This is a genomic window from Sinomonas susongensis (assembly GCF_005877005.1).
Classification (GTDB): domain Bacteria; phylum Actinomycetota; class Actinomycetes; order Actinomycetales; family Micrococcaceae; genus Sinomonas; species Sinomonas susongensis.
Map to the genome: position 1 here is coordinate 44,793 of NZ_SSNH01000002.1, position 14,839 is coordinate 59,631.

Genomic DNA, 14,839 nt, shown 5'->3' on the forward strand with positions numbered 1-14,839 from the left:
AACGCCGGTTGCCGCGATCAGGACTCCGGCGGCAGCAGGCTCGATGAGATTCGCGCAGCGGCCTCGAGGATCTCTTCCTCGTCGGCATCGATGTCCCTCGAAGCCATTCCGGTCATGTTGATGACGAGCAGTGCAAGCCGCACTCGGAGACGGTCTTCGACGCTGGCGTCCGGGGGAGTGAGGACGGCAAAGAGCTGCCCCATGGCCGCTGCCACCCCTTCGCGCCGACCGGTACCTGACCGGATGTCCCTCACGAGCCTGTAGTTCGAGCTGAGGAAACGGAACATCCTGAGTCCCTGGCGCTGCATGATCTGTGCCCACCGAGAGATCACTTCGCGCTGCAGCCCGGGTCCCGTCTCTTGGTCCCTCGCCCACGCCGCAAGCTCGGCTACCTCGCCCCGCATCGTCTCGAGAAGCGCACGGACGATGTCCTCTTTGCTCTCGAAGTGGTAGTAGAGCGCCGCCTTGGTGAAGCCCAGTTCCTCGGCGATCTGCCGCATGGAGGTCGCTTCGTAGCCCTGCTCGCTGAAGAGTCGGAGGGCAACCGACTGGATTCGCTCCCGCGTCCCCGCCGGAGCTTTGGGCAGGTCTTCACCTGCCCTGCTTGCGACCGCCAACTCGGGTCCGCCTTCCTCCGGATTGCGACCCCTTACTAACCGGCCGGTAAGCAGAATGGTATGCACGGTCGACAGAAAACCAAAATCGCAGGAACCGCTCCGACACCATCATCTCTTGCAATGACACCACCGTGGTGTCACACTGGCGTCATGGATCTGGATCGGTATGTCAGCGACATGCGCTCGCAACTCGCAGCTTGGGCTCAGGCGAGCGGAGACGAGGCCAAAGCCCTCGCCGAGCGGCTGAGCAGCGCGCTCGACGCCGCCGCCCGCCTCGCACTGCTCGAAGCGCTCAGCGAGGCAGCGAGCGAAATCACCCGCGATCTGGCTCCCGGGTCCGTAGACGTGCGTCTTCGGGGTCGCGATCCCGAATTCGTCGTGTCGCCTCCGCCTGCAGCGGAGTTCGCAGACGCTGCTCCGGTCCCGGCGCTCCCAGGGTCGGAGGCGAATGCCGCCAGTGCGGCGTCCTCCGAGCCTCTGGAGGAGGCCGCCACCTCTCGAACCACCCTCCGCCTCCCTGACCATCTGAAGGTGCGCGTCGAGCGGGCCGCCGCTCAGGAGGGCCTATCCGTCAATGCGTGGCTCGTACGCGCCGTAGCCGACGCGCTCGAACCCAAGACCCGCTACGCCGCTCAACCCGAGACACGTTCCGGAAACAGCTTCACCGGCTGGGTCCGCTGACCCTGCCGTCCCGTCCCGCCACCTCCCGCGCCTCTGCGGGACCGAGCGCAGTGCCCGCATGCCAGGCACCAGGAGGTCAACATGCCCCGCTATGACACCACGGGACCCATCGACGCCGTAGTGGACGTCGGCGTCGGCCACGTGGAGGTGATCGCCTCGGACCGCACAGATGTGGTCGCAGAGGTCGTCCCCACCAAGCCCGGCCGAAACGGCGACGTGTCGCTCGCCCGCGAGGCCGCCATCACGTTCGACGACGGGAGGCTGCGCGTGCGCGTGCCACGGCGGCTCAGCCTGTTCGGGCGTAGCGATTCGGTGGATGTCCGCGTCGAGCTGCCGCGAGGTTCCGGCGTCGACATCGAAACCGCGTACGGCTCCGTGCGCGCCCGCGGCGAGCTCGGAGAGAGCAGGATCAGCGCCAAGTACGGCAATATCACGGCCGACACCGTGGGGGACCTCGTGCTCGTGAGCCCCTACGGTTCGGTCGACATCGAACGCGTGGCAGGCCGGCTGGATGCGACCGCCGGTCACGGCCAGGTCCGTGTCGGACGCGTCGACGGGGAAGCGCGGTTGCGCGGCTCCTACGGCACGATCGACCTCGGAACGGTCGGTGGTCCTGTCCAGGCCACAACATCCGGCGCCCTCACCATCGGCCGCGCGCTCACCGACGTGACAGCCCGAAGCGCCCACGGCGCAATCCGCGTCCGAGAGGTCACGAGCGGGGCGGTCCGGATCGAGAACGGCTACGCCGGGGTCGAAGTGGGCGTTCCCGTCGGGCTCGCCGCATGGCTCGACGCCTCCTCGCAGCACGGCGCCGTCCGCAACGAGCTGACGCCGGATCCGGAAGCCGCCGCCAGCGCCCGCACGGTCGAGCTGCGACTGCGCTCGACGTGGGCAGACGTCGTCGTCCACCGCATACGTCCGACAGCCGAAGGGAACCATTGACATGACCGCTGCCATCACCGCTCGAGGGCTGGTCAAGCGCTACCGCGACCGGGTCGTCCTGGACGGCGTCGACCTCGATGTTGCCGCGGGCACCGTCTTCGCCCTGCTCGGCCCCAACGGCGCCGGCAAGACGACCGCGGTCCATATCCTCGCCACCCTCGTCAGGCCCGACTCGGGGACGGCCGTGCTCGCCGGCCACAACCTCGCCCAGGACCCTCAGGGGGTACGGTCCGTCATCGGCCTTACGGGCCAGTTCGCCGCCGTCGACAACCTGCTCACCGGCGAGGAGAACCTCCGCCTCATGGCAGACCTGAGGCATCTCGGCCCCCGCGAGGGCAGGCGCCGCGTAGCCGAGCTGCTCGAGCGCTTCGATCTCACCCAGGCGGCACGCAAGCCGCTCGCCACCTACTCGGGCGGCATGAGGCGCCGGCTCGACCTCGCGATGACGCTCGTCGGAACGCCGCAGATCGTGTTCCTCGACGAGCCGACCACGGGCCTCGACCCGCGGAGCCGGCAGACGATGTGGGACATCGTGCGGGAGCTGATCGCCGACGGTGCCACCATCTTCCTTACCACCCAGTACCTCGACGAGGCCGATCGGGTCGCCGACCGAGTTGCCGTGCTCGACCGAGGCCGCATCGTCGGCGAAGGCACACCGGGCGAGCTCAAGTCGCGAGTCGGCACGGAGGTGCTGCTCATCAAGGATCCCGACGGCACGCCACGCCCCGAGATCCCCATCGACGGGACGGTCCGTGGCCTGCGGGATGCGCTCGCAGCAGTCGACGGCGACCCGGCCGCCGTCGTGAGCCTGCGCGCGCCGAGCCTCGACGACGTGTTCTTCGCGCTCACGGGCAGCGCAGCCTCGGAAGCAAGCACTGTCGGCGCGGCGCCCACCCTCACGAACGCGTCCGCCACGGATGCATCCAGCACAGAGGAGGAAGCGTGACCAGCTTTACTGCCACCGCCGCCGATTCGGGCACGATGTTCCGCCGCAATCTGCTCCACATGCTCAGGTATCCCGGCCTGACCGTCTTCGTCATCGCCATTCCCGTGCTCCTGCTGCTGCTCTTCGTCTACGTGTTCGGCGGCACGCTGGGGGCGGGCCTGCCCGGCGGAGGCAGCCACGGCGCCATCCAGGAGTACCTTGCCTATGTCGTGCCGGGGATCCTCCTGATCGGCGTCGCGGGCATCGCCAACGGTGCGTCCATCGGGATCGCGCAGGACATGACGGAGGGCATCGTGGCCCGCTTCCGCTCGATGGCGGTCTCGCGAGCCGCAGTCCTCAACGGGCACGTGCTCGGCAACACGGTCCAAGGGCTCCTCTGCCTCGCGATCGTGCTCGGGGTCGGGCTCCTCATGGGGTTGCGTCCGGGCGCCGGACCGCTCGCGTGGCTCACGCTCGTCGTCTTCCTCGCACTCGTGTGCTTCGCGGTCTCCTGGGTGGCCGTCGCCATGGGAATGACCGCCAAGACGGTCGAGTCGGCGAGCAACTGGCCGATGATCTTCACGCTGCTGCCCTTCCTCGGCAGTGGCTTCGTCCCGACTTCCTCGATGCCGGGGTGGCTGCGGCAGTTTGCGGATTGGCAGCCGTTCACCGCCTTCATCGAGACCGCCCGGGACCTGCTCGCGGGGCAGGCGCCGGACGCCCGCTACGGCTGGCTCTCGCTCCTCTGGTGCGCGCTGTTCGTCGTCGGCGGCTACGTATGGGCGCGCAGCCTGTACGAGCGGAAATCCGTCGGCGCCTCCTGACGGCATGGCGACCGCCCCGCCGCAGCCATGGCCTTCACGCTCACGGGGCAGACGCTGGGGCGGAGACGATCAGAGCTGCGCGGCCGCGGGTGTGTTGCGGAAATGCCCGACGGCGATCAGCAGCGCCCCGGCGACCGCCCACCCTCCCAGCACGAGCCAGGGGAAGGTCATGTCCGACGACGGGAAGTAGGAGAGCTCCCGCAGGAGCGTTCCGGAGGCGCCGGGCACGAACCACTGGCCCACGTCGCCCCACGGCGCCGGGAGGAATTCCTTCGGCTGCGTGAGCGAAGAGAGGGGGTTGCCGATGAACATCGTGATGACGGCGCCGACCGCTATCCCGGCGCGGCCGATGAGCGCGTTGAGCCCCGCAATAATTGCGGCGGTAGCGGCGATCCCGAGACCGGTGGCGGCCGCGTTGACCCAGAAGTCCGACTGCAGGACGTGGAACCAGCCTTGGAGGACGCCCGTGAGGCCGAGGCCGCCGACCACGCCATACGCGAGGACAGCGAAAAGGCGGCGCCATGTGCCGGAGACGAGCAGCGAGATGAGCACGCCGCCGATGATGCCGCCGATCACGAGCGGGAGGCCCGCCACTGCGAGGCCAGTACCTCGGGGGTCGTCCGAGGAGAGCGGGACGACGTCCGTCACCGCGACGGTCGGACTTGCGGCGCTCTGCTGGGCGCCGGTCGAAGGTGCGCCCGACTGAGGAGCCGATGCGTGCTGCTGTGCCTGCTGGAGCGACTGCTTGAGCTGGGCGATGACCTGCTGCTGGATCTGTGCCTGCATCTGGGCGCCCAACTGCGTCAGGGCCTGGGACGCGATGGAGCTCGCGGCGCTCGCGACCAGGATCTCGGGCGATGCACCCAGCACGATCGCCCCGTAGACCTCGCGCCGCTGAATCCGGCCGATCGCGTCGTCTCGGCTCGCCGCCGGGTGGATGTCGAGCGCGCCTGACGGGGCCTTCGACGTGACCTGGGCGATCTGGTCCGCGCTTCCGACAGCGGCAATCGGCAGATTCTGGACCTTCGCGGTGACGCTGGGCCATGCGAAGGCGATGAGCACGAGGCAGACGACGGCGGCGGCAAGGACGGCCGCGCCGAAGGCTCGCCCCCAAGGAGTGTGGCGACCGGAGCGGCTCTCGGCGCCGGGGGAGTGCTCGGCGGCATGGACTTCCGTCTCAGCGGACATGGCCGGTCCTTTCGGAAGGGAGGGTCCCTGGGATGAGAGCGCCCAGAAACAAAACGAATACTCATTCATTATTGGGCCCGAGGAAGATAGGCTGTCAAGAACGGACATCCCTTTTCCGGGTCGAGGTGAGACTGTGCCGAAGGTCAGCGAGGAGCATCGGGAGGCCATGCGGCAGCGCATCCTGGACGCGGCGCTCGCATGCGTCGCACGCAAGGGCTTCGCGGCCGCATCCATGGCGGACATTGTGGCGGAGGCCGGGCTCTCCGCCGGTGCTGTCTACGTGTACTACAAGGGCAAGGAGCAGCTCACGGTCGACGTCGGGCGGCGGGTGCTGGGGGAGAGGCTCCGTGCGCTCGAGGAAGTCGCGAAGGTTCGGCCCGTCCCACCCCCACACGAGGTCATCACGGAGATGATGGCCAGCCTGCCCAGCACCGAGTTCTTTCCCGGCATCGCGCTTCAGGTTTGGGGAGAGGCCGTGCATCGCCAAGAGCTCGCAGGCGTCGCAGGGCAGATCATTCGGGATGTCACCGGGCACATTGCGGCCTACCTGCGCGAGTGGCTCGAGTCAGCCCGCGGCCTCACGCACGACGCCGCCCAAGCCGAGGCCGCACGGCTCGCGCCCGCCGTCGTCGGGCTCGTGCAGGGGTACATCGTGCAGTTCGCCTTCGGCGGTGGAAACATCGGCGAGGCGTATCTCGATTCCGCGCGCGGGGTGCTGGAGAGGCTCTGACGCAGTGGGCTGCACACTGGGATGCGGCGGCACCCGAGAGGGGTGCACCACCTTTTACTTGACATAATGCTGATTATCGGCGATCGACGTCAGACCACCACCGCCCCCGACAGTGCATGATTGCTCCGTGAAAGCCAACGACCATCGCGAACCTGAACGCGGTGTCCTATCAGAAGGAATTCCCATGGACATGAAGCTCGAGGTCGTCCCGCTGCCGGTCACGGACATTGACCGCAGCAAAACGTTCTACACCACAGTTCTCGGCTTCACTCTGGATCATGACGTCGAGCCGGGAAACGGAATGCGAATAGTCCAGCTCACACCCCCTGGTTCGGCGTGCTCCGTGGTCATCGGGACAGGGATGGGCGGCGGTTCGCCGGACGGCTCTAGGGTGCAAGGCCTGCATCTCGTCGTGGATGACATCAGTGCGGCGCGCGATTTGCTCCGCGGCAGAGGCGCGGACGTCAGCGACATCGACGATATGGGGGGCGTCAAGTTCGCCTACTTCAGCGACCCGGACGGCAACTCGTGGGTCCTGCAGCAGATCGGACAACGCTAGGGACTGACGCCGCCGAGTGGGACGTCGCGTGGGGCCGACCACCGCTGAGCCATGTCTGCCTACTACTGAGCAGAGACAATCCTCGGGGCGACTGTGTTGCAGCCGTCACACTTGCGGGCAAACAAGATGCATGCGGCGCATGAATGGCATCGGGCGGGCCCTCGGCAGGAACGCAAGGCAGGCGGCACTGTTCATGGCTGCCGAGGTTGTCCGGGCCTCGCTGGTCGTTTCGGCCCGTCCAGCGGCGCTGCTGATCCGGTGGGCGTTCCGCCGGGACGGACGTCGGCGCGCCGCATCGCTCGCCGGTTACGCCCCGCACCCGACAAAAGTGCTCCGCGACCTTCGCTACGGACCTGAGCCCGACATGGTCCTGGACCTCATCCTCCCGGAAGATTCCCAAGATCCTCCGCCGCTGGTTCTCTGGGTCCATGGCGGCGCGTTCGTCGGAGGCTCAAAAGAGGAACTGACGGGGTACTTCCAGACCATCGCCGCGCACGGATACGGCGTTGCGGCACCCCGGTATTCCCTCGCGCCCAAGCACCACTACCCCACTCCCCTGCGCCAGATCGGCGAGGCCCTGGCATTCCTCCAGGGCAACGCCTCGCGACTCGGTCTCGACGCCGATCGAATCATCGTTGCGGGCGATTCGGCGGGCGCCCACATTGCTGCCCAGGTAGGTGCCCTCGTCAGCACCCCGGGCTACTCCCAGATGGTCGGGGTCCCGGCTCCCATGGTCAGCCAACGATTGCTCGGGCTCATCCTCGCGTGTGGCCCCTACGACCTGTCCCTCGCCGGCGATGCCCGCAGCAGCGACCTCGCCCTGCTCATCAAGGCAGTCCTGTGGTCTTATTCGGGCCGGCGGAAGTTCCTCGAGGACGTTTCCCTCGCCCCGTGGTCCATCACCAACTACCTCACCCGCGAATTCCCACCGACACTCCTCACGGTCGGAAACGGGGACCCCCTCCGCGCGCACACAGAGCGGCTCGAAACCGCGCTCAGGCGAGCGGGCCTCGAACCGGAGACGGTGTTCTGGCCCAACGCGGAGCCGGCGCTCGGCCACGATTACCAATTTCTCCTGGACACGCCTGAAGCCCAAGTGTTCCTCGGCCGGATGCTGGCCTTCATCGCCGCACGAACTCGGGTTCCGGACGCCGAGCCGCTTCTTGGCCCCCGCGACGCCCAGGACTACGACGTGGCCGAAGGCGCCGGAGACTGACCACCGTGTCGCGTACTCGCACCCTGGACCCAAGTGGCGTCCAGCCAGGATTCGAGTAGCCGATACTCAAGACGACGTCGGCGTTCCCCGTCCAGACTTGAAGTAGCAAACGAAGGGGAATCGAGGGAGGGTCTGATGTACGCTCACCGCGCCATCGTCGTCGACGCTCTGACCGTGCTGCGGAAGTGCGGCCTCGCGGAAGGGCAGGCCGGGCCGCCAAGAGGCGTCGAGTCAAGGGACGAGCAGGCCCAAGCCGAAGCTGTCGGGCAGGCAATCGAAGCGATTGGCCCGCAGAAGTGGAACGAGCTCTCCCACCCCGAGCGCCAGATCCTGCTCGTCGCCCAGACGACGATCCGGCACTACCCCCAGCAAGGCGCGACAATCACTCGGCCACAGTCTGCACGGCAGCATTAGGCCATCTGAAGCATCAGGGCCTTCTGAAGCACGCCCGGGAACCCGTTGGCTGACGGATTCCCGGGCGCACGCACGCCTCTCAAGCACCTCCATCTTCCCCGCAGACGCGTGCCGAAGCCATGGCTGGCAGCGGAGGAAGCGCGAACGTCAAGCGCCGACGTAGGCGGCGAGGTACTCCCCCGTCAGGGTCGAGCGCGCCGCCACGAGCTCTGCCGGCGTTCCCTCGAAGACGATCCGGCCGCCGTCGTGCCCCGCGCCCGGCCCCAGGTCGATGATCCAGTCGGCATGCGCCATGACGGCCTGGTGGTGCTCGATGACGATGACCGACTTGCCCGAATCGACCAGCCGGTCCAGCAGGCCGAGCAGCTGCTCGACGTCGGCGAGATGCAGACCCGTCGTCGGCTCGTCGAGGACGTACACCTCGCCCTTCTCCGCCATCTGGGCCGCCAGCTTGAGCCGTTGGCGCTCGCCGCCCGAAAGCGTGGTGAGCGGCTGCCCGAGGGTGAGATAGCCGAGCCCGACGTCGGCGAGCCGGTCCAGGATCCTGTGCGCGGCGGGGGTCCGCGCCTCGCCCTGTTCGAAGAACTCCTCGGCATCGGCGACGGACATCGCGAGCACCTCCGCGATGTTCCGGCCGCCCAGGGTGTACTCGAGCACGGAGGCCTGGAAGCGCTTCCCCCCGCACTCCTCGCACGTGGACTCCACGGTCGCCATCACGCCCAGGTCCGTGTAGATGACGCCGGCGCCGTTGCAGGCAGGGCAGGCACCCTCGGAATTCGAGCTGAAGAGTGCTGGCTTGACACCGTTCGCCTTCGCGAACGCCTTCCGGATCGGGTCGAGGAGCCCGGTGTAGGTCGCCGGGTTGCTGCGGCGCGAACCCCGGATGCCGCTCTGGTCGATGACGACGACGCCGTCACGGCCCGCCACCGAGCCGTGAATGAGGGAACTCTTGCCCGAGCCGGCGACGCCGGTCACCACGACGAGGACACCCAGGGGGACGTCGACGTCGACATCGCGAAGATTGTGCTCCGACGCTCCCCGCACCTCGAGCGCGCCCGACGACGATCGCACCGACTTCTTCAGGGCGGCGCGGTCGTCGAGGTGCCGGCCGGTGATGGTATCGCTTGCCCGCAGTCCTTCGACGGTCCCTTCGAAGCAGACGGTGCCACCGTCCGTGCCCGCGCCTGGGCCGAGGTCGACGACATGGTCCGCTATCGCGATCGCCTCCGGCTTGTGCTCTACGACGAGCACCGTGTTCCCCTTGTCCCGCAGCTGCAGCAGAAGCTGATTCATGCGCTGGATGTCGTGCGGGTGCAGGCCGATCGTCGGCTCGTCGAACACGTACGTGATGTCGGTGAGCGAGGATCCGAGGTGCCGGATCATCTTGGTGCGCTGCGCCTCTCCCCCGGACAGCGTGCCCGTCGGTCGGTCGAGCGAAAGGTAGCCAAGCCCGATCTCAGCGAACGAGTCCAGGAGATGCTGAAGCCCATTGACAAGCGGCGCGACCGAAGGGACCTCGAGCGTGCGCACCCATTCCGCGAGATCAGTGATCTGCATTGAGCAGAGGTCCGCGATGTTCTTCCCGTTGATCTTCGAGGAAAGGGCCTCCCGGCTCAGCCGCGTACCGCCGCACTCCGGACAGGTCATGAACGTGATGGCCCGGTCGACGAAAGCTCGGATGTGCGGCTGCATCGCCTCCGGGTCCTTGGAGAGCATCGACTTCTGGATCTTCGGGATGATGCCCTCGTACGTCAGGTTGATGCCTTCGACCTTGACCTTGGTCGGCTCTTTGTAGAGCAAATCGTGCAGTTCCCGCTTCGAGTACTTGCCAATGGGCTTGTCTACATCGAAGAAGCCGCTGCTGCTGAAAATGCGCCCGAACCAGCCCTCCATGGAGTAGCCGGGAATAGTGAGGGCGCCTTCGCTGAGCGACTTGCCGGCATCGTAGAGGGCGGTCAGATCGAAATCGGTCACGGACCCCGTGCCCTCACATCGAGGGCACATCCCGCCAAGGCGGCTGAAGGTTGCCTTCTCAGTCTTCGTCTTGCCCTCACCCCGCTCGATCGTGATGGCACCACTCGCCTTCACCGAGGGGACGTTGAACGAATACGCGTTCGGCGAGCCGATATGCGGTTCGCCGAGCCGACTGAAGAGGATGCGGAGCATGGCATTCGCATCGGTGGCCGTGCCGACGGTGGAACGCGGGTTCGCGCCCATGGGCTCCTGGTCCACGATGATGGCAGTGGTCAGGCCTTCGAGCACGTCGACATCAGGGCGGGACAGCGTGGGCATGAAGCCCTGCACAAAAGCGCTGTACGTCTCATTGATCATCCGCTGCGACTCTGCAGCAATGGTTGCGAAAACAAGGGAACTCTTGCCGGACCCCGAAACCCCGGTGAATACCGTCAGGCGTCGCTTCGGGATCTCGACACTCACGTCCTTGAGGTTGTTCTCGCGCGCGCCATGCACTCGGATCAAATCGTGGCTGTCGGCGACGGGCAGTCCGGACTCGCGTTCCGTCCTCGTGGCCAAGCTCATCATGTCTCCATCTCCGAAGGGGTGCTCCTCCCGTCAGTGTAGGCAGCCATGGCTGCGCGACGCTTCTCGAATCCTGACCGGTTGTGGCGGAAGCTACTCCTCCACCCGGTAGACGTGGAAGCTGCTCTCGCTCGCGAACCGGTCCACGAAGACCCCGTTGCGGCTGACCGGGATGGTGCGCCCTTCGTCGACCACGTCGACCGTTCGTCCGGCCACTCCCGCAGGCAGGGTGAAAGTGCGCTGCCCGGGCGTCGAGGCGCCGTCCGTCATGGCGAAGATGTACACCGCTCCATCACGCGCCTTGAGCATGGTCTGGAGCCCGGGCCCGAAGGAGTAGGCATAGGACTGCGAATTGAGGACTGGTGCGAGCTGCTTGACGAGCGAATCGATCCGCTTCATAGCCGCAACCTGGGGGTCGGCGCAGAATCCCGGGTCGACCTGGGACTGGCGCAAGATGCTGCCTGCCTGACATGGTCCGCTCAGGCTCTGGTTGAAGTACACAATCCCTCGGGCTTCGTTGATGAGGGAACTCATGACCGCCCCTTCAAGCTGATCTGGCGTGATGTACGCCGTGACAGGCTGGCCGCCTGGCCCTCCGTTCAGGTTCTCCACGAACTGCCACAGAGGCTGCAGTCTGCCATCGGTCGCATCCCGCTGTCGGAGCATCTGGATGGTCTTCCCGTAGCTCGAAGCCGATCTGCACTGGGACTGCGGGACTGGAACCAGATAATTCTCCCGATATGGCGCATCGCTGCAGAAGGGAACGGTGTACCAGTACATATCGACTGATACGACATCCGTGAAATCGTTGACGTAGGCATTTGCGTCCGAAGGCGACATGTCATTGGTCAGGACGGACTGGGTGTAATTCGTGTAGGCGAACCGTCCGTCCGCCTTCGCTTGGTTGCTCAGCTGCTGAAGATGCGCTCTCCCCTGGTCCGGCGGGTAGCGCCCGTCGACCTCGTCGTCGAGGAACTCGCCGACCCAATTCTTGCTGGACCGGGTGAAGGTGTCGTTGAGCGGCGGTCCTATCCAGTACATGCCGTTGTCCGCGAAAAGGCTGTAAGGGGTCGACTCGTCCATTCCTATGTAGGTGTTGATGCCGAGGCTCTTGTCGTATTGGGCTTCGGAATCGGAACTTATTCCGTTGTACCAGGCGACAATAGGAAAGAATGACGGATCAGCCCACCCGGCTGCCGCGGCGGCCGGGAATTTCTTCCAATAGTCCGAGCCACCCTCCCAGGGAATTCTTGGAAGACCCGCAAGTGGACCCCGAGCCTGCGACTCCCCCGGATCTGCAACAAGCCCACTCGCCGGCAAGAGGGCGACGAGCACCGTCCAGACGCACATGAAAAGAAACCTGACCCGGGGCTTCCCGGGGCGAGAAATGTCCCGACGGTTCCGTTGATGTGCGGACACAGGAGAACTCTAGAGTCAACCGGGGTGGCGCAACAGCCTCCTTAGGCCCTATCGCGGCGTTGGACAACACGTGCGGAACGGCAACTCTGGCAACCCAGGGGCGCTCGTCCTCGCCCGTCGATAGGGTCACGGTAGGGAGAGTCGGGACCTCGGGGGTCAATGAGACATGGAGAGCACAAGGAAACTTCGCGTGGGCGTCGGCGGCGCGGCGTGGCGCGGACAGTACTTCGTCCGACTCATCGCGCAGCTCCCCAGCCTGATGGAGTGCGTAGGGGTCGTCGCGCGCAGGGAGTCCGTGCGGCAGGAGCTGGCCGAAAAATGGAACGTTGCCGGCTTCGAGACGACCGAGCAGCTCCTCCGAGAAGGCCAGCCCGATTTCGTCGTCACGAGCGTCAGCTGGGGGGCCAACCCCGACATCGTGGAGGAACTCGTTGGACGCGGAGTGCCTGTGCTCTCCGAGACGCCCCCGGCACCGGACCTCGCGGGGCTTCGGGAGCTGTGGAGAAGAGTCGGCGGATCAGGACTTGTGCAGGTGGCCGAGCAGTATGCCCGCATGCCCACGCACGCCGCGAGACTCGCCGCGGTGCGGCAAGGCCTCCTCGGCGAGATCAGCTCGGTGCAGATCTCCTCGACGCATCTCTACCACAGCGCCAGCCTCATCAGGCAGTACCTCGATGTCGGCTTTGAAGCCGCTACGGTGAGCGCGCGTCGATTCACAGGGCCGCTCGTGAATCCGAGTGACCGCTCGGGCTGGACTCACGATCCGGTTCCCCGGATGGCCACCACGACGATCGCGACGCTCGAATTCGAGAGCGGACTCAGCGCGGTCTATGACTTCACGGACAACCAGTCACGGAACCATCTGAGGTCGCGGCGCCTCCTGGTCCGAGGCAGCACAGGCGAGATCAACGACGATCGCCTCGTGAGGCTCGTCGACTCGGAGACGATCCTCGAATCACGAATCTCCCGCCGCCAGACCGGCTACGAACTGGACCACGAGGGCTTCGACACCGCGCACCTGAGCCTCGACGGAAAGGTCCTTTGGCGCAACCCGTTCTTCGGCCAGAGATTCAACGACGAGGACATCGCGATGTCGTCGATGCTCGTCGCGATGGCCGAATGGGTTGGAGGCACGGGGCCCGCTCCGTACCCTCTCGCAGAGGCGGCCCAGGACCATCTGCTCGGACTTGCGATCGAGCAGTCGGCGGACGAGGAGCGCCTCGTGCGGACGTCAGTCGAGGCATGGACGCCACTCCCCCGCTGAGCAGCCCCTCGGGGGCTGCCCAGCGGCCCATGGCCCCGCTCTCCTAGCTGTTGACGACCGACGACGTCGCGAGGACCTTGCCCTGCGCGTCGAGCGCCTGCGCCGCCAAGTGCGGCGCCGCGGCGACAGCGACGGAGGTCTCGAAGCCCGTCTTCTTCACGACCGCGGCCTCCTTGAGCGATGACGCATCGCTCCCCGTCAGGAACCGCCAGCTTGCAATCTCGGTGGCGCCGTTCCAGCTCGCGTAGGCCTGCATCGTCGAGCCGTTGCCCTGGACGACGACGACGTCGGGCACGGTCGTGGGCGTCGCGGTCCACACCGAGCGGTACACGCGGTACGACCCCGAGCCGATGTTCGTGGCCTCGAACACTGGGGTCCCGTCCGCGGCGAACTCCGTGGCGGCCGGGTCCGAGCCCCAGCCGACCATGTAATGGCCATTGTCGAGGAACTGGACGTTGCCCATCGCATTGCCTCGGTGGCCGCCGCGGGCGAGTTCCAGCTTGACGGAGGCGGTGCGCTTCTGCTCATCCACGCTCAGGATCAGCCCGCGGGAGGTGCCCGTCGTGCCGTCCTTGTAGTGGTTGTCGAACATGCTGATGACGCCGCCCGCGCGCTGGCGGACGTCGTGCTGCCACGCGAAGACGGCGTTGGCAGGAAGCGTGAAGTCGCTCCTCTTCCCGCCCATGCGCCACTGAATCGATCCCGTGCGATCGACGAGGTAGATCGTGTGCGTGTGCCTGAATGAAACGAGGTACCCATCGGGGCGGAGGGAGACGGCGTTGACGTGATAGGGGTCGAAGGCCTTTGCGGCTGTCGTGCCGTCGGCCGTCGGGTCGTCCGAGGTCCTCAGGTAGGACTCGTCCAGCCCGACGTAGTCGGAGGCCTTCCAGTCGAACAGCAGATTGCCCGTGGCGATGTCCACTTCCTGCACGTGGCAGTCGAACATGTAGCCGTTGGTCTGGCCCCCGGCCGGCGTGAGATCGAACTGGATCGTCGGGTACGACGTCAGGAGAGCCGTGCCATTGGGCGTGATCGTGAACTCGTGGAGGTCGGCTTTGAGACCGTCTCCGGCGCTCACCTGGGCGATCGTCCGGTACGAGGTGTCCTTGATGATGCCGGATCCTTCGCCGTGGCCGCCCATACCCTGACCGCTCCAGTACGTCAGGACCGGCTTGCCCTGGTAGGTCTGGACACGCAGATCCGTGACGCCTGCACCCGTGGGCTCCATCCACACGGGGCGCCCCTGATTGTCCATGATGAGGCCGTTCGAGCCGTGGCCCATCGGTCCCGCAAAGACGAGTCCGGGCGCCGTGGTGCCAGAGGACCAGACGTTGATGTGGGGGGTCGTGAGCTTCGTGCTCACGAAGGTGCGGTCCGGGGGTGCTGTCGCCCCTGCCGTCCCTGACGCCGATGGAGCCGGAGTCGCCGCTGACGCGCTGGGCGGCAAGGGGAAGATGCTCGAGCGGGCGACGGTTGCTCCGGCGGCGGCGCCGAATACCGCCAGGCCCGCTCCCTGAATGAA

Annotated in this window: 15 protein-coding genes; 10 read left to right on the top strand and 5 right to left on the bottom strand. The window is 66.6% G+C overall.

The genetic code is table 11. From position 1 onward, the window contains the following. Positions 1 to 17: 17 nt before the first annotated feature. Positions 18 to 617, bottom strand: coding sequence for a TetR/AcrR family transcriptional regulator (locus E6A21_RS03390; protein WP_171041251.1), 600 nt, complete (start codon positions 615 to 617; stop codon positions 18 to 20). A 150-nt stretch (positions 618 to 767) separates the two neighbouring features. Here E6A21_RS03390 and E6A21_RS03395 point away from each other — a divergent pair, with 150 nt between their 5' ends. From E6A21_RS03395 to E6A21_RS03410, 4 genes are all read left to right on the top strand, one after another. Continuing rightward, a complete protein-coding gene (locus tag E6A21_RS03395; protein WP_138442746.1) occupies positions 768 to 1,298 on the top strand; it encodes a histidine kinase in 531 nt (176 codons plus the stop codon). An 81-nt stretch (positions 1,299 to 1,379) separates the two neighbouring features. After that, the gene (locus E6A21_RS03400) at positions 1,380 to 2,240 is read left to right on the top strand and encodes a DUF4097 family beta strand repeat-containing protein (RefSeq protein ID WP_138442747.1); all 861 of its coding nucleotides are present in this window, start codon (positions 1,380 to 1,382) and stop codon (positions 2,238 to 2,240) included. Between the two features lies 1 nt (position 2,241). Then, positions 2,242 to 3,186, top strand: coding sequence for an ATP-binding cassette domain-containing protein (locus E6A21_RS03405; protein WP_138442748.1), 945 nt, complete (start codon positions 2,242 to 2,244; stop codon positions 3,184 to 3,186). After that, entirely contained in the window at positions 3,183 to 3,989 is an 807-nt protein-coding gene (locus E6A21_RS03410; RefSeq protein WP_138442749.1) for an ABC transporter permease, read from the top strand. Before E6A21_RS03405 ends, E6A21_RS03410 begins: the two co-directional genes overlap by 4 nt. A 69-nt stretch (positions 3,990 to 4,058) precedes the next feature. On the opposite strand, the gene E6A21_RS03415 is transcribed toward E6A21_RS03410, so the two are convergent. Further along, complete coding sequence (locus tag E6A21_RS03415) at positions 4,059 to 5,177, bottom strand: ABC transporter permease (RefSeq protein ID WP_171041252.1); 1,119 nt, start codon at positions 5,175 to 5,177, stop codon at positions 4,059 to 4,061. A gap of 133 nt (positions 5,178 to 5,310) precedes the next feature. Between E6A21_RS03415 and E6A21_RS03420 the strand changes: the two genes are divergently transcribed. From E6A21_RS03420 to E6A21_RS03435, 4 genes are all read left to right on the top strand, one after another. Next, the gene (locus E6A21_RS03420) at positions 5,311 to 5,907 is read left to right on the top strand and encodes a TetR/AcrR family transcriptional regulator (protein ID WP_212745863.1); all 597 of its coding nucleotides are present in this window, start codon (positions 5,311 to 5,313) and stop codon (positions 5,905 to 5,907) included. Between the two features lie 184 nt (positions 5,908 to 6,091). After that, a complete protein-coding gene (locus tag E6A21_RS03425) occupies positions 6,092 to 6,466 on the top strand; it encodes a VOC family protein (RefSeq protein ID WP_138442752.1) in 375 nt (124 codons plus the stop codon). A 130-nt stretch (positions 6,467 to 6,596) separates the two neighbouring features. Next, the gene (locus E6A21_RS03430; protein WP_138442753.1) at positions 6,597 to 7,682 is read left to right on the top strand and encodes an alpha/beta hydrolase; all 1,086 of its coding nucleotides are present in this window, start codon (positions 6,597 to 6,599) and stop codon (positions 7,680 to 7,682) included. A 135-nt stretch (positions 7,683 to 7,817) separates the two neighbouring features. After that, complete coding sequence (locus E6A21_RS03435) at positions 7,818 to 8,096, top strand: hypothetical protein (protein ID WP_138442754.1); 279 nt, start codon at positions 7,818 to 7,820, stop codon at positions 8,094 to 8,096. Positions 8,097 to 8,243: 147 nt separating this feature from the next. Here E6A21_RS03435 and E6A21_RS03440 read toward each other — a convergent pair whose 3' ends face one another. Both E6A21_RS03440 and E6A21_RS03445 read right to left on the bottom strand, forming a co-directional pair. Next, complete coding sequence (locus tag E6A21_RS03440; RefSeq protein ID WP_171041270.1) at positions 8,244 to 10,634, bottom strand: ATP-binding cassette domain-containing protein; 2,391 nt, start codon at positions 10,632 to 10,634, stop codon at positions 8,244 to 8,246. A 93-nt stretch (positions 10,635 to 10,727) separates the two neighbouring features. Then, complete coding sequence (locus E6A21_RS03445) at positions 10,728 to 11,717, bottom strand: hypothetical protein (RefSeq protein ID WP_138442756.1); 990 nt, start codon at positions 11,715 to 11,717, stop codon at positions 10,728 to 10,730. A gap of 526 nt (positions 11,718 to 12,243) precedes the next feature. Between E6A21_RS03445 and E6A21_RS03450 the strand changes: the two genes are divergently transcribed. Continuing rightward, a complete protein-coding gene (locus E6A21_RS03450) occupies positions 12,244 to 13,317 on the top strand; it encodes a Gfo/Idh/MocA family protein (RefSeq protein ID WP_246036174.1) in 1,074 nt (357 codons plus the stop codon). Positions 13,318 to 13,360: 43 nt separating this feature from the next. On the opposite strand, the gene E6A21_RS03455 is transcribed toward E6A21_RS03450, so the two are convergent. Then, the gene (locus E6A21_RS03455; RefSeq protein ID WP_171041253.1) at positions 13,361 to 14,680 is read right to left on the bottom strand and encodes an arylsulfotransferase family protein; all 1,320 of its coding nucleotides are present in this window, start codon (positions 14,678 to 14,680) and stop codon (positions 13,361 to 13,363) included. Between E6A21_RS03455 and E6A21_RS17740 the strand changes: the two genes are divergently transcribed. Then, on the top strand, positions 14,664 to 14,834 hold the full coding sequence (locus E6A21_RS17740) for a hypothetical protein (RefSeq protein WP_171041254.1): 171 nt from the start codon (positions 14,664 to 14,666) through the stop codon (positions 14,832 to 14,834). The genes E6A21_RS03455 and E6A21_RS17740 overlap by 17 nt on opposite strands. Positions 14,835 to 14,839: the final 5 nt, after the last annotated feature.

What these genes read in the sequence shown, in the direction of transcription:
- E6A21_RS03395 (WP_138442746.1), top strand. Translation starts at nt 768, where the DNA reads ATGGATCTGGATCGGTATGTCAGCGACATGCGCTCGCAACTCGCAGCT.
- E6A21_RS03400 (WP_138442747.1), top strand. Translation starts at nt 1,380, where the DNA reads ATGCCCCGCTATGACACCACGGGACCCATCGACGCCGTAGTGGACGTC.
- E6A21_RS03405 (WP_138442748.1), top strand. Translation starts at nt 2,242, where the DNA reads ATGACCGCTGCCATCACCGCTCGAGGGCTGGTCAAGCGCTACCGCGAC.
- E6A21_RS03415 (WP_171041252.1), bottom strand. Translation starts at nt 5,177, where the DNA reads ATGTCCGCTGAGACGGAAGTCCATGCCGCCGAGCACTCCCCCGGCGCC.
- E6A21_RS03425 (WP_138442752.1), top strand. Translation starts at nt 6,092, where the DNA reads ATGGACATGAAGCTCGAGGTCGTCCCGCTGCCGGTCACGGACATTGAC.
- E6A21_RS03430 (WP_138442753.1), top strand. Translation starts at nt 6,597, where the DNA reads ATGCGGCGCATGAATGGCATCGGGCGGGCCCTCGGCAGGAACGCAAGG.
- E6A21_RS03435 (WP_138442754.1), top strand. Translation starts at nt 7,818, where the DNA reads ATGTACGCTCACCGCGCCATCGTCGTCGACGCTCTGACCGTGCTGCGG.
- E6A21_RS03440 (WP_171041270.1), bottom strand. Translation starts at nt 10,634, where the DNA reads ATGAGCTTGGCCACGAGGACGGAACGCGAGTCCGGACTGCCCGTCGCC.
- E6A21_RS03445 (WP_138442756.1), bottom strand. Translation starts at nt 11,717, where the DNA reads ATGGACGAGTCGACCCCTTACAGCCTTTTCGCGGACAACGGCATGTAC.